The following is a 13,099-nucleotide window of genomic DNA, read 5'->3' as shown; positions in this document are numbered from 1 at the left end:
GGGTCCTCTCCGCGCTCCCCCCTCTCACTTCTTTCTATATATCTTTACCCACCTCTTTGTGGGATTTCATCTTGCAACCCCCCACCTCTCGGCGAGCGGCCCGCGACGTCCGCACAGGCTCGAAGTCCGTGAAGGCCTCCTTCCCTACTCTCAAGGTAGGGAAGGAGGCCTTCACGGACTTGACCGACGCGTGAGCGGCTGGCGAAGGTCAGGTGGCCCGGTCCGCCAGCGCGTCCCGGATCTTGTCGATGAACGCCGTCCCCGGCGCCAGGATCCGGTTCGCCGGCGGCCGGTCCGGAGCGGCGGGATGCGGCCTGGTCGGGGCGATCTCCTTGGCCCGCAACACCTTCTCGCCCAGCTCCCGCAGGTCTTCCGGGGAACAGGCGGCCTGGAGTTTGGGCAGCAGGTCGCTTTCCTCCTCTTCGATGTGGTGCCGGACGTCTTCGATCAGCTTGCCGACCAGTTCGTCGAACCGTTTGTCCGCCGGTTCCAGGCCGATGAGGTCGTTCATCACCCGTTCGGCTTCGGCGTGCTCCTCGATCTCGTGGTCGGCGACCTCGTCGCCGTCGGGGAGGTGCTTCCGCGCGGCGGGGTACATGTGCTGCTCTTCGGCGATCGAATGCCGTACGAGCTCGGCGATCACGTGGTCCGCGAGGTCCTTGCGGTGCCGATCACCGCCCTTGCCGGACTCCAGTTCCTTGAAGATCCGTTCGAACGCCCGGTGATCCTCGGTGATCACCGTGACGAGGTCGTGTTCCGTGGTGGTGGTCATGGACACTCCTGTCCGTGGTCGTCAGTCCGACGCCGGACGGATACCCGTTCCCCGCGGTTCAATCACCCGGATTCGTCCGTGGCGTGGTGTGGGGCGCCGACGGGTTTGGATTCCGGGGAGCCACGCTGGCGCAGGTACACGCTGAACACCGCCATCGAGCCGATGGCGAGGAATTCCGACTGCCAGTTCTGCAGGGTGCGGTTCCAGAAGTCCGAAGACGCCAGATAGCCGGACCACGACACCGGATCGCCGAATTCGGTGAGCTGTTCGGCGTTGTAGGCGCTCATCCCGGCCACGGACTGGGCGAGCCAGGACAGCAGGAACAGCCCCAGCATCACCAGTCCGAGTGACATCGAGAAGATCCCCGTGCGCCAGCCGCCCGCCTTAACCCATTTCGGTGAATCGTCCGTCGCGTGGCGTCCGACCTGCTGGTCCTCGTCCGTTTCCAGACCGACACGGTCGGCCGGTTTCGATTCGGGGGAACCTCGTTGCAGCAGCCACACGGTCGCGAACACGTAGAGGAAGAACTGCAGGTATTCCGATTGCCAGTTTTCGGCGACGTCGACGGCGAAGTCCGCCGAAGCCACGTAGTCGAGCAGGCCGACAGGCTCGGCGGCGTGGCTGAGCCGCCCGTCGTTGTAGTCCGCGAGACCGGCGAACGCCTGTCCGACGAGACTCAGCAGGAACAACAGCCCGAACCCCAGCGAAAGGGCGTTGTCACGAAGAAAGCCTCGCATCATCCGCCCCTTTCACCGGTGCAGCAGGCCCAGCAGGACGCAGTAGCCGAGGACGGCCACGACGAAGACGAGGTAGACGGTGAACACCGGACGTGCTCTCATGGGCCACCCACCGCGCAGTCGTAGACCTGTTCGTTGCGGTGGTGGCAGCCTGCTCCCGTGATCACCCAGCCGGTGGACGACTCGTGCAGGAACAGCGTGTCGCGGGCGGTCTTCACCTGGGCTTCTTCGCTCCAGATCGAGACCGTCTCCGGCGCGCCGCCCGGGACGTCCGCGCCTGCCAGGCCGCGTTCGCAGCTTTCCGGTGCCCAGGATTCCCGTGCCCGGGGCGCGAGCAGCGCGCACGCCGAGCGGTGATCACCCGACGCGAGCGCGCCGAGGAACCGGCCGGCGGTCTCCTTCACCGGCTCTTGCCCGCTCGCTCCGGCACAACCGGCGAGCAGCAGGCACGCGCCGAACGCCAGCGTTTTGACGATCACGGACGAGGGGTACCCGGCCCGGACGGCGGTTACACCTCGGGGTCAGGACGCGGGGTACTGGCGCTCGCGCAGCAGATTCGCCAGGTGGATGGCGTTGCTCGCCAGGGTGGCGTTGGTCGACGCGACCGCTTCGGGCGTTTCGTCGAGGTCGTTGTAGTCCCCGCCCTTCATCGCCTCGCCGTTCCAGTAGGTCCCGCCTTGCGCGGGCACGGTGAAGCCGACGTCGTTGAGAGCCTGGAAGAGGTCGGCGGTGATCTTGTGCGCGCCGTCCTCGTTGCCGACGACGGCGGTGACGCCGACCTTGCCGAACATCGAGGGCCTGCCCTCGTCGTCCGTTTCGGACAATTCGGCGTCGAGGCGTTCCAGCACCCGCTGCGCCACACTGGACATGTGGCCGACCCAGGTCGGCGTCGAGATCAGCAGGATGTCGGCCGTGGCGATCTTGCGGCGGATCTCCGGCCAGGCGTCGCCATCGCCCATGTCGGCCTCCACGCCAGGTTTGACGTCGTGGTCGACCACTCGCACGAGTTCCCCGGTGGCGCCGTGCCCGGCCAGTTCGTCGAGAAGCTGCTGCGCGATCAGCGCGCTGCTCGACGGCGCGGGGGACGGTTTGAGCGAGCACACCAGTGCGAGGGCCTTCAACGGCTGGGTCATCCTGTCCTCCTGTTCGGATCGGTGCCGAGTCCCGTGTGGACGAAGCCCGCTTCGCCGACGGTCGCCGGGTCCAGGAGATTCCTGGCGTCGACGACGACGGCGCGTTCGGTGGCGGCGGCGAGCCGGTCCCAGTCGAGCTCGCGGAACTCGGGCCACTCGGTGAGCACGACCAGCGCCGCCGCGTCCTTCGCCACCAGGTACGGGTCGTCGACGACCTGGACGGTGTCCGGTTCGACGGCTTCGACGCCGGGGTCGTACGCGGTCAGCACCGCGCCGCTCCTGGCGAGCTCCCGCGCGACCGCGAGCGCGGGGGAATCGCGCAGATCCCCGGTTCCCGCCTTGAACGCCAGACCGAGCAACCCGATACGGATGCCCGAGAGCGAACCGTCCGAAACCCCGGTGATCGCGCGGCGGATCTTCCGTACCACGGCGGCCCGCTGACGGGCGTTGGCCTTCATGGCGTCGCGGAGGATGCCGAAGTCGACACCCGCGTGTTCCGCGGTCCGCAGCAGCGCGGCGGTGTCCTTGGGCAGGCACGAGCCGCCCCAGCCGGGGCCGGGGACGAGGAAGGCGGGCCCGATCCGGGAATCGAGCCCCATGAGCCGCCCGACGTCGCGGATGTCGGCGCCGTAGTGCTCGCAGAGTTCGGCGAGGACGTTCACATAGGACACTTTCAGCGCCAGGAACGCGTTGCTGGCGTACTTCGCGAGCTCGGCGCTCGCCGGATCGGTGAACCACACCGGCGCGTTCGTCTCCCCGTACAACGCGGCCACCCGCTCGGCGGCCGCCCTGTTCCCGGGGACCGAGCCGAGGACGACCCGGTCGGGTTTAAGGAAGTCTTCGACGGCGTGTCCCTCGCGGAGGAATTCGGGGTTGCCCACCACGGGCAGCTCCGGTCCGAGCGACTCCGCCAGCCGGGTCCCGGTGCCGACCGGCACGGTCGACTTGGTGACGACGACGCAGCCGGGCGTGAGCAGTCCGGGCAGCGTGGCCACGACCTCGTCCAGCATCCGGACGTCGGCGTCGCCGTTCTTCCCTTTGGGAGTGGGCAGGCAGAGCAGTACGAAGTCCACATCGGACAGTTCTCGGGGCTCGCCGGTGAACCGGAGCCGTCCGGAGCCGAGCCCGTCCCGGACCAGTTCCGTGAGCCCCGGTTCGGCGATGGTGACCTCGCCGCGGTTCAGCTGGTCCACTTTGGACAGATCGTTGTCGAGGCAGACCACCTGATGTCCCAGCTGAGCGAAGCACGCCGCGCTGGTGAGCCCGACGTAGCCGGCGCCGATCACCCCCACCCGCTCACCCACGGGAAGCTCCCGTCCGGAGCAGGTCTTCGGCCGCGGTGAGGACGCGTTCCTCCCGCAACAGCAGCAGGCCCGGATCCGGGGCGCCGCCGTGCGGGTCGCCGACGTCGCCCACCCAGAGGACCGTATGCCGCCGGTCGCCGGCGGGCGGGCCCCAGAGCCGCGGCGGGGTCGGCCCGAACAGCAGCACCGACGGCGTCCCGTACGCGGTGGCGAGGTGGCCGACACCGGTGTCGCCGCAGATCACCAGCCGCGCCTCGGCCACGGTCGCGGCCAGTTCGGCGAGACCACCGCCCACGAGAGCCGCCTCGTCGGGAAGCCCGGCCTCCTCGACGATCGCGCGGACGAGGGGCGCTTCCGGCGCGCTTCCCGTGACGACCACCCGATGCCGGGCGGAGAGCTCCCGCGCCACCCGCGCGTACCGGTCCGGTGGCCAGCGCCGAGCGGCGAAGGCGGCACCGGGGTGGAGCACCACGGCGTCCGCCGCCGGGCTGGGGCCGGGTGGCCGGGGCAGCGCGAGGTCGTCCCGGTCGGCCGGGATACGCGCGGCTTCGAGCAGACGGCACCAGCGGTCGACTTCGTGTGCTTCGGCCGGCCAGTCGGGGCCGTCGACGCCGGGGAAGTCCGGATGCCGGTGGGTGATCAGTTCGAGCGGGTCCTGGGCGAGCAGATCGTGGATGCTTTCCGGGCCGCGGCCGTGCAGGTTCACCGCCAGCCGCGGCGGCTCGCCTGGCCAGGACAGTTCGCCGAGCCCGGCCGTCGGGAGCAGCTCGTCCACGGCGTCGATCAGCTCGACGAGGTCGCGCAGATTCCCCGGGGCGGCGAGGACCAGCCGTTCGCCGTCGAAGGCGCGGCGCAGGGCCCGCAGGGCGGGGATCGCGGTGAGCAGATCCCCCAGGCCGAGGGCGCGCAGCACGAGGATGCCGCCGGTCACGGCCAGGACCCTTCCTCCGAAGCGCACACCACGAGTTCGCGGACCTCGCAACCAGGTGGTTGGGAGAGCGCGAACACCACGGAGGCCGCGACGTGCCCGGGCTGGTTGAGTTTCGCGTCCGGCGGCGGTTTGTACTGCTCGGCCCGGTCGTCGAAGAACGCCGTGTGCATGCCGCCGGGTACGAGCAGGGTCACCCCGACCCGGCCCGCGAGCTCCATGGCGAGTGCCCTGGTGAAGCCGACGACGCCGAATTTCGACGCGCAGTAGGCGCTCGCGTCCCCGGCGACCCGCAGTCCCAGCGTCGACGCGCAGGTCACCACCGTGCCGCGGCTCCGCCGCAGGTGTGGCAGCGCCGCACGGACGACCGCGGCGGTGCCGAGCAGGTTGACCCGGATCACGCGTTCCCAGTCCTCTGTGGACACTTCGTCGAGCGGGCCGCACGCGTCGGTCCCCGCCGCGGTGAAGACGCCGTCGAGCCCGCCTGCCCCTTCGGCGAGTTCGTCGACGGCGCTCGCCGCCGCGTCGGAATCGGCCAGATCGGCTCGGACGAAGGCGACGTCGGCCGCCGGTTCGGCACGATCGACGACCAGTGGGGTGCCGCCCGCCTCGCGGACGGCTTCGACGGTCGCGGCACCGAGGCCGGAGGCGCCGCCGGTGATCAGGACGTTGCCGAGAGGGCGCATCATGCTCCTTCCGCCGCGGCCACCAGCCGGGAGGTGGAATAGCCGCGGATGGTCGGGATCAGGACGATTTCGCCGCCGTGCCGTCGCACCACGGCGCTTTCGGGGAGTTCGGTGTCGGCGTAGTCGCCGCCCTTGACCCAGACGTCCGGGCGCAGGCGGTCCAGCACCGCGGCCGGATCGGGTTCGTCGAACACCACGACGGCGTCGACCGAAATGAGTTCGGTGAGCAGCCGGGCGCGGTCGCGGGCGGGCACGATCGGCCTGCCCGGCCCTTTCAGGCCACGCACCGAGGTATCGGAATTGAGGCAGACGACGAGGGCGTCGCCCAGGGCACGCGCCTGCCGGAGCAGCCCGGCGTGGCCGGGGTGCAGCAGATCGAAACAACCACCCGTCGCCACGAGCCTGCCACCTCGCGCGCGGATCCGTGCCGCGACGTCGAACGCCGAAGTGCCTTCGTGGCGGGGTTCCGGTTCGGGTGGGAAGTCCACTGTGGACAGGGTCGCGGCGCCACCGGTCGCGACGAAGCGGGCCGCCGTCTCGACGCCTGCCGCCACGGCGTCGGCGGTGGACGCGCCGTCGAGCAACGCCGCGGTGACCGCGGAGGCGAAGCGATCACCAGCACCGCAAGTGTCCTTGGCGACGACCCCCGAGGGCGGCCGGAACGTCGTGCACGGTCCGCCCTCGGTCAGCACCGCGCCGTGCGCGCCCGTGGTGACGCTGACCGCGCGCGCCTTCCACAGCGCGTGCACCCGCCTCGCCAGGTCCCCGGCGTCGGCGCGGGTCTCGGTGAGCTGCTCGGCTTCGGCGAGATTCGGGGTGGCGAGCCGGACTCCCGCGACGGGCTCGCTCCCGCGGGGATGCGGGTCCCAGACGACAGGGATGCTGCCCGTCAGTTCGGCGAGCAGCGTGCGGATCTCCGGATGACCGGTCACCCCGCGGCCGTAGTCGGCGACGAGGATCGCGCCCGCCGACCGCAGCGCGTCCCGGACACCGGAGGTGAGCGGCGAGAACTCCGCCCTGCCGTCACCACTGTCGAGACGGATCAAGGACTGCCCGGCGGCGCGCACCCGCTTTTTGGTGACAGTGCTGCCGAGCAACGGCATCGGCACGATCCGGACCTCGCGGTCCAGCAGGCCGGTCAGGGTCCGTCCCGCCTGATCGTCTCCCAGCGGGGTGACCAGCACGACCTCGGCGGTGGACCGGGCCGCGAGCAACGCGGCCAGCCCGGCGCCGCCCGGCCGCCGCCATTCCCGGACCAGATCGACCACGGGGACCGGCGCGTCGGGGCAGAGCCGGTCCGACGTGCCGTCGACGTCGATGTCCAGCAAGGCGTCGCCCAGTACGACGAGCGGCCTCACGTGGGCACCCCGAGCGCGTCGTCCAGCGCGGTGCACAGGGCGTGCACCAGCGCGAGGTGGACCTCCTGCACGGTCGCCATCGACGGCGCCTCCACCGGGATCGCGTCGGAGCACAGCGCCGCGAGCGGATTGGGGGAGGGGCCGGTGATCGCCCAGGTGGTGACACCGAGTTCATGGGCGGCCTTCGCGGCCGCGACGACGTTCTGGCTGCCGCCGCTGGTGGACAGGCAGACGAGGATGTCGCCGGGGCGGCCGTGCGCGCGCACCTGCCGGGCGAACACCTCGTGCTCGCCGTAGTCGTTGACGATCGCCGTCACGGCCGAGGTGTCCGCGTGCAGGGCGATCGCCGAGAACGGCGGCCGATCGGTGCGGAACCGGCCCACCAGCTCCCCGGTGAGATGCTGCGCTTCGGCGGCGCTCCCGCCGTTGCCGCACGCGAGCAGCCGTCCGCCGGAGGTCAGCACGGCGGCCAGCTGGTCACCCCAGCCACGGATCTTCGGCGACCAGGAAGCGGACTTCCCGGCGGCCTCGCTCAAAGCGGCGAAGTGTTCTTCGATCACGACACACCTCCAGAGTCAGGGACGGCGGACCACGAACGGTCCGAGGGCGAGCAGGTCGATGGGGGCCGAACCGAAGCACTCCAGCGCGTCCCTGGGTGAATCGACCATCGGCCTGCCCGCGGTGTTGAGGCTGGTGTTGACGACGGCGGGCACGCCGGTGCGGCGTTCGAACGCGCCGAGCATCCGCGCCACGAGCGGCTCCTCGCCCGCGTCGACCGTCTGCACCCGGGCCGTACCGTCGACATGGGTGACGGCCGGGAGGCGGTCCCTCCATTGTGGAGCGACGTCGTGCACGAAAAGCATGTAGGGACTGGGAAGCGGGCCGCGGGAGAAGATCTCGCCCGCGCGTTCGGCGAGCACCATCGGGGCGACCGGACGGAACTGTTCGCGGCCTTTGACGTCGTTCAGCCGTTCCAGATTGGCCTCGTGGCCGGGATGCGCGAGCAGCGACCGGTGCCCGAGCGCGCGCGGGCCGAACTCGGACCGGCCCTGGAACCAGGCCACGATCCGGTCTTCGGCCAGTGCTTCGGCGACGGTCTCGGCGACGTCGTCCGGCCGCTCGTAACGCACGTTCGCGGTCTTGAGCGCGTTCTCCAGCTGGTCGTCGGTCCAGCTTCGGCCGAGGTCCGCGCCGGTCATCGGGCCGCCCCGGTCGCCGTATTCGGCGGCGAGCTCCAAGGCCGCGCCGAGCGCGGTGCCGGCGTCACCGGCGGCGGGCTGGACCCAGATCCGGTCGAACGGTCCTTCGGCGTGGAGCCGGGTGTTGGCGACGCAGTTGAGCGCGATCCCGCCCGCCAGCGCGAGGTCGCTGTGCCCGGTGTGCTGGTGGAGCTTGGCCGTCAGGTCGAGCAGCACCTCCTCCAGGCAGCGCTGCACGCTCGCGGTCAGGTCGGCGTGCACCGGCCCCGGCTCCTGTCCGGGCTCGACGGCGGGAGCGAACGACGCCCAGTCGATCTCGTCGGTGCGGAACCCCATCCCGTTGGTGTGCACGCTTTCCGCGATCCGGTCGAGGAAGCGGGGCTTGCCGTAGGAGGCGAGGGCCATCACCTTGTACTCGTCACTGGACCGGGCGAAACCGAGGTGTTCGGTCAGCTCCTCGTACATCAGCCCGAGGGAATGGGGGAGCCGTTGCTCGGCGAGTTCTTCGAACTTGCCGTCGCGATACTCGCCCGCGAGATAGGACGTGCTCTCGCCACGGCCGTCGGCGACCAGCACCGCACAATCCCCGAACGGGGCGGCGAGCGCGGCCGAAGCGGCATGCGCGACGTGATGCCGGACGAACCGGACCGTCGCCGGGTCCAGCCCCGGCAAGGCCGCCTTGAGAAAAGCGGGAGCCCGGCGGGCGAAGTCGGTGCGGAGACATTCGTTCTTCCCGTCGTGCCCAGCCATACCCGGTTCGACGAGCGCCGGATCGTACGAATAGCCGACGGCGTCGAGATCCTGTGCGGAGATCCCCGCCTCGGCCAGGCACCACGCGGCGGCCTCGGCCGGCTGTTCCCAGGCGGAGAACGGCACCGGCCGCTTGCCGTGTTTGCGCCGGCTGAACCGTTCTTCCTCCGCCGCCGCCACGATTTCGCCATCGACGACCAGGGCCGCGGCCGGGTCGTGGAAGACGGCGTTGACACCGAGTATGCGCACCGGGCCACCTCTCCGGTCGGGGCCGCGGGCCGTGACCCGCGCTTACCCCCGTAGCGCTACCCGGTGCGGTCGGGGATAAACGATGCGGCGGAAAAGCCCAGGACGTCGCTACTGAGCGAAGCGTCTCTCCGGGGATATGGGTCGTGGCGGTTGTCGATCGGGCTCGTGAGTGGCGAGGACGGTTCTAACCGTCCTCGCCAGTCACGAGGTCAGGCACCGACGGCCGGGTACGGCCCTTGCCGCGTGAACCAGGCGACCGTGCGCGGAAGTCCCTCCGCCAGCCCGACCTCCGGCTCCCAGCCGAGTTCGCGCCGGGCGCGGGAGATGTCCGGGCATCGGCGGGCCGGATCGTCGATGGCGGCGTCGACGTGTTCGATCCGCGAAGCGCTGCCGGTGACGGCCAGGACCTCCTCCGCGATCCGCAGCACGGTGAGTTCGTGCGGATTGCCGAGGTTCACCGGGCCGGGCACGTCGGAAGCGGCCAGCGCGATCAAGCCGCGGACGGTGTCGTCGACGTAGCAGAGGGAACGGGTCTGGCCACCGGTGCCGGTGACGGTGAGCGGTTCGCCCGCGAGCGCCTGTCCGATGAACGTCGGGATCATGCGGCCGTCGTCGGGACGCATACGAGGGCCGTAGGTGTTGAAGATCCGCGCGATGCCGGTGTTCACGTCCCGCTCCCGGCGCATGGCCGAAGTGAGCGCCTCGGCGTACCGCTTGGCTTCGTCGTAGACGCTGCGCGGACCGATCGGGTTCACGTGCCCCCAGTACTCCTCGCGCTGCGGGTGTTCCCGAGGATCGCCGTAGACCTCGCTCGTCGACGCGAGGACGAACCGGGCGCCGTCGCGTTCGGCGATGTCCAGCGCCCGTTCGGTGCCGTACGAGCCCGCGCGCAGCGTCTCCAGCGGAAGGCGGAGGTAGTCACGGGGCGAGGCGGCGGACGCCAGGTGGAAGACGACGTCGAAGGGGCCCGGCGCGGTCATCGGCGCGGTGACGTCACGGGAGAGGAGCCGGAACCCCGGACGGTCGAGCAGATGCGCCACGTTGGCCGTGGCGGCGGTGGCGAAATTGTCGGCCGCGACGACCTCCGTACCCGCCTCCAGCAAGCGTTCGCACAGATGCGAACCGACGAAACCCGCGCCCCCGGTCACCAGCGCTCTGTCCATGGCGGAGGGCTACCCGGTGCGGGCCCGGAAAAACCGTGTGAATCCGGACAGGCCGGGTAAGCCTCGGGTATGCGTGCATTGGTTATCGGCTGGGCCAGCTTCCGCCACGGCGAGGCGACCGCGGGGGACGTGCTCAGCATGCGCAGGGTCGACGAGGCGTTGTCCACCATGGGCTTGCCGCACGATCTGGCGTGGAGCCCGGTCTACCGGCCGGGGGACATCGACTACGAAGGGGTGGATCCGGCCCGGTACAGCCACGTGGTCTTCGTCTGCGGGCCCGCGCACGGATGGCAGGTCCGGGAGGTGCACCGGAGGTTCGCCCATTGCCACCGGATCGCGGTCGGGGTGTCGGTGATCGACCCGGAGGACGACACGGTCACGGGCTTCGACGAGGTGTTCGCGCGGGATCGGGACAAGATCGGCGCACCGGATCTGTCCCTCGGGGTGCCGACCGACGAGGTGCTGGTGACGGGCGTGATCCTGGCTCCGCCACAACGGGAGTACGGCGATTCCGGTCGCCACGCGGAGGTGCACGCGTCGGTGCGGGAGTGGATCGCCGGGGTGGACTGCGCCCGGGTGCCGCTCGACACGCGGCTGGCGTCGTCGGACTGGGAACGCTGCGAGACACCGGACCAGTTCACGTCGATCCTGTCGCATCTGGATGTCGTGGTCACGACGCGGCTGCACGGACTGGTGCTGAGCCTTCGGGCGGGAGTGCCGGCACTGGCCATCGACCCGGTAATGGGTGGCGGCAAGGTCACCGCCCAGGCCGACGCGCTCGGCTGGCCCGCGCTCGTCCCGGCCGAAGAAGCGGGTGACCGGGACGGGCTCGACTCCTGGTGGCGCTGGTGTTCTTCGGTGCAGGGCCGGGCGGTGGCCGCGCTCCGCGCGCTGCCCGCCGACAACGGGCTGATCCGGGACATGGTGAAGGCGCTCAAGACCAGGCCGGTGCGATGAGCGCCGCCGCGACGACGGTGGTGATCGCCACCCGCGATCGGGCACCGGAGCTGGAGCGGACGCTGCGAGAGCTGACCGCGCTGCGGCCGCCACCGCCGATCGTGGTGGTGGACAACGGTTCGACCGACGGCACGGCGGCCGTGGCCGCCGCGTTCCCCGGCGTGCGGGTGGTCCGGTTGCCGCGCAACATCGGGGTGGCGGCGCGGAATCTCGGCGTCGCGGTGGCTCGGACGCCGTACGTCGCCTTCAGCGACGACGATTCCTGGTGGGCCGAAGACGCGCTCGCCGAGGCCGAACGGATTCTCGACACCCACGGCGACATCGGCTTGGTGGCCGCGAAAACCCTGGTGGGCGAGGAAGAACGGGAGGATCCGGTCGTGCCGATGATGGCCGCGAGCCCGCTCGGCAGGCCCGAAGGGCTTCCCGGACCGGTCGTTCTCGGGTTCCTCGCCTGTTCCGCGATCGTCCGGCGGACCGCGTACCTGCAGGCCGCCGGCTTCCATCCGCTGCTGCATTTCGGTGCCGAGGAGCGTTTGCTGTCCTACGACCTGGCGGCGCGCGGGTGGTGGCTCTGTTACGCGGAGGCGGTGCGTGCGCATCATCATCCGTCTTCGGTGCGGCCGTCGCCGTCCTGGCGGGAACGCGCCGAACTCCGCAACCGCATGCTGATCACGGTGATGAGACGGCCCATACGCCGGTGCCTCGCCGAAGTGTTCCGCGCGCTGGCCAGGGTGCCGCGGGAGCCACGCGTGCTCGGCGCGCTCGCCGGGGTGCTGCGGCGCTTGCCGTGGGCGCTCGCCGACCGGCGACGGCTGCCCGCTTCGGTGGAACGCCGGATCCGGGTACTGGAACACGCCCATGGAGGATGACGTGGAAGACCGGCTCACGGTCGTGGTGATCACGCACAACCGTCGCGCGCAGCTGCTGGAGACGCTCGCCTCGATGACCGCGCTACCCGACGCGGCGCCGATCGTGGTGGTGGACAACGCTTCCACCGACGGCACCGCGGACGTCGTCGAAGCGCGGTTCCCCTCGATCCGGCTGATCCGCGCGCCGCGGAATCTCGGCGCCGTCGCGCGCAATCTCGCCGTCCGCGAAGTGGAGACGCCGTACGTGGCCTTCTGCGACGACGACACCCGGTGGCAGCCCGGGTCCCTCCGCCGCGCCGCGGACCGGCTCGACGCGTTTCCCGGGCTGGGTGTGGTGACCGGCCGGTGCCTGGTGGAGCCGGCGCTGACCGAAGACCCGATCACGCCGGAACTGCGCCATTCCCCGGTCCCCGGCCCGGAATGGCTGCCCGGTCCCGCTCTGCTGGGGGTCATGGCGGGCCTGTCGGCCGTCCGCGTCCGCGCGTTCCACGACGTCGGCGGGTTCTCCGACCGGATGTGGCTCGGGGGAGAGGAGGAGCTGTTCGCCCTCGACCTCGCGAGCAAGGGCTGGTGGATGTGCTGGGACGAGGAGATGGTGATCCATCACGCTCCCTCGCCCGTCCGCGATCCGCGACGGCGCCGTCAGCTCGGCATCCGCAACACGCTGTGGACGTTGTGGCTGCGGCGCCCGATCGGCAGTGTCCTGCGCCGGATGGTCACGGTGCTGCGTTCGGCCCCCTTCGACCGGGCGACGTTCGCGGCAGTGACGGAAGCGGTACGGGGGATTCCGTGGGTGGTGCGGGAACGGGCGGTCGTTCCGGCGGCGGTCGAGCGCGGGCTGGTACTGCTGGAGGAGTCGCAACGGAACTCGGTCGCGCGCCGGTACGTGGGGTGACCAACTGACTCGTGAGTGGCGGGGTATGGTGAAAACCGCCACCCCCCAGCACACGACCGCAGTTGGATGCGCCGGCGCCACGTAGCGCCGCCGCGCGCC

At 70.9% G+C, this 13,099-nt stretch carries 14 protein-coding genes; 3 read left to right on the top strand and 11 right to left on the bottom strand.

What is annotated here, in order from left to right; all coding sequences use genetic code 11:
* Positions 1-208: 208 nt before the first annotated feature.
* The 11 genes from ACFWIW_RS33025 to ACFWIW_RS32975 form a co-directional block, all read right to left on the bottom strand.
* Positions 209-772, bottom strand: coding sequence for a hemerythrin domain-containing protein (locus ACFWIW_RS33025; protein WP_378372068.1), 564 nt, complete (start codon positions 770-772; stop codon positions 209-211).
* A gap of 62 nt (positions 773-834) precedes the next feature.
* A complete protein-coding gene (locus ACFWIW_RS33020; protein WP_378372067.1) occupies positions 835-1,509 on the bottom strand; it encodes a DUF6766 family protein in 675 nt (224 codons plus the stop codon).
* 98 nt (positions 1,510-1,607) lie between these two features.
* Entirely contained in the window at positions 1,608-1,988 is a 381-nt protein-coding gene (locus ACFWIW_RS33015; RefSeq protein WP_378372066.1) for a hypothetical protein, read from the bottom strand.
* 42 nt (positions 1,989-2,030) lie between these two features.
* Positions 2,031-2,642, bottom strand: coding sequence for a flavodoxin family protein (locus tag ACFWIW_RS33010; RefSeq protein ID WP_378372065.1), 612 nt, complete (start codon positions 2,640-2,642; stop codon positions 2,031-2,033).
* Complete coding sequence (locus tag ACFWIW_RS33005; protein WP_378372064.1) at positions 2,639-3,946, bottom strand: UDP-glucose dehydrogenase family protein; 1,308 nt, start codon at positions 3,944-3,946, stop codon at positions 2,639-2,641. The genes ACFWIW_RS33010 and ACFWIW_RS33005 overlap by 4 nt, the downstream gene beginning before the upstream one ends.
* Positions 3,939-4,877, bottom strand: a complete 939-nt coding sequence (locus ACFWIW_RS33000) for a glycosyltransferase family 9 protein (RefSeq protein ID WP_378372063.1) — start codon at positions 4,875-4,877, stop codon at positions 3,939-3,941. Before ACFWIW_RS33000 ends, ACFWIW_RS33005 begins: the two co-directional genes overlap by 8 nt.
* Positions 4,874-5,560, bottom strand: a complete 687-nt coding sequence (locus tag ACFWIW_RS32995; protein ID WP_378372069.1) for an SDR family oxidoreductase — start codon at positions 5,558-5,560, stop codon at positions 4,874-4,876. Before ACFWIW_RS32995 ends, ACFWIW_RS33000 begins: the two co-directional genes overlap by 4 nt.
* Positions 5,560-6,918: a PfkB family carbohydrate kinase gene (locus ACFWIW_RS32990; protein ID WP_378372062.1), complete on the bottom strand. Its 1,359-nt coding sequence runs from the start codon at positions 6,916-6,918 to the stop codon at positions 5,560-5,562. The genes ACFWIW_RS32995 and ACFWIW_RS32990 overlap by 1 nt, the downstream gene beginning before the upstream one ends.
* Positions 6,915-7,478 (bottom strand): SIS domain-containing protein, encoded by a 564-nt coding sequence (locus ACFWIW_RS32985; RefSeq protein WP_378372061.1) that lies wholly within the window; start codon positions 7,476-7,478, stop codon positions 6,915-6,917. Before ACFWIW_RS32985 ends, ACFWIW_RS32990 begins: the two co-directional genes overlap by 4 nt.
* A gap of 15 nt (positions 7,479-7,493) precedes the next feature.
* Entirely contained in the window at positions 7,494-9,116 is a 1,623-nt protein-coding gene (locus ACFWIW_RS32980) for a carbamoyltransferase (RefSeq protein ID WP_378372060.1), read from the bottom strand.
* 209 nt (positions 9,117-9,325) lie between these two features.
* Positions 9,326-10,279, bottom strand: coding sequence for an NAD-dependent epimerase/dehydratase family protein (locus ACFWIW_RS32975; RefSeq protein ID WP_378372059.1), 954 nt, complete (start codon positions 10,277-10,279; stop codon positions 9,326-9,328).
* Between the two features lie 69 nt (positions 10,280-10,348).
* On the opposite strand from ACFWIW_RS32975, the gene ACFWIW_RS32970 reads away from it, so the two are divergent.
* From ACFWIW_RS32970 to ACFWIW_RS32960, 3 genes are read left to right on the top strand one after another with little or no spacing between them, the layout of a single operon-like run.
* Positions 10,349-11,236, top strand: a complete 888-nt coding sequence (locus ACFWIW_RS32970) for a polysaccharide pyruvyl transferase family protein (RefSeq protein ID WP_378372058.1) — start codon at positions 10,349-10,351, stop codon at positions 11,234-11,236.
* Entirely contained in the window at positions 11,233-12,105 is an 873-nt protein-coding gene (locus ACFWIW_RS32965) for a glycosyltransferase family 2 protein (RefSeq protein ID WP_378372057.1), read from the top strand. The genes ACFWIW_RS32970 and ACFWIW_RS32965 overlap by 4 nt, the downstream gene beginning before the upstream one ends.
* Positions 12,095-13,000, top strand: a complete 906-nt coding sequence (locus ACFWIW_RS32960; RefSeq protein WP_378372056.1) for a glycosyltransferase family 2 protein — start codon at positions 12,095-12,097, stop codon at positions 12,998-13,000. The genes ACFWIW_RS32965 and ACFWIW_RS32960 overlap by 11 nt, the downstream gene beginning before the upstream one ends.
* Positions 13,001-13,099 lie beyond the last annotated feature (99 nt).

This window comes from Amycolatopsis sp. NPDC058340 (assembly GCF_042723975.1).
In the GTDB taxonomy this organism is placed as follows: domain Bacteria; phylum Actinomycetota; class Actinomycetes; order Mycobacteriales; family Pseudonocardiaceae; genus Amycolatopsis.
This window is presented reverse-complemented; position numbering and strand designations above follow the sequence as displayed.

What these genes read in the sequence shown, in the direction of transcription:
- ACFWIW_RS33025 (WP_378372068.1), bottom strand. Translation starts at nt 772, where the DNA reads ATGACCACCACCACGGAACACGACCTCGTCACGGTGATCACCGAGGAT.
- ACFWIW_RS33020 (WP_378372067.1), bottom strand. Translation starts at nt 1,509, where the DNA reads ATGCGAGGCTTTCTTCGTGACAACGCCCTTTCGCTGGGGTTCGGGCTG.
- ACFWIW_RS33010 (WP_378372065.1), bottom strand. Translation starts at nt 2,642, where the DNA reads ATGACCCAGCCGTTGAAGGCCCTCGCACTGGTGTGCTCGCTCAAACCG.
- ACFWIW_RS32995 (WP_378372069.1), bottom strand. Translation starts at nt 5,560, where the DNA reads ATGCGCCCTCTCGGCAACGTCCTGATCACCGGCGGCGCCTCCGGCCTC.
- ACFWIW_RS32975 (WP_378372059.1), bottom strand. Translation starts at nt 10,279, where the DNA reads ATGGACAGAGCGCTGGTGACCGGGGGCGCGGGTTTCGTCGGTTCGCAT.
- ACFWIW_RS32970 (WP_378372058.1), top strand. Translation starts at nt 10,349, where the DNA reads ATGCGTGCATTGGTTATCGGCTGGGCCAGCTTCCGCCACGGCGAGGCG.
- ACFWIW_RS32965 (WP_378372057.1), top strand. Translation starts at nt 11,233, where the DNA reads ATGAGCGCCGCCGCGACGACGGTGGTGATCGCCACCCGCGATCGGGCA.
- ACFWIW_RS32960 (WP_378372056.1), top strand. Translation starts at nt 12,095, where the DNA reads ATGGAGGATGACGTGGAAGACCGGCTCACGGTCGTGGTGATCACGCAC.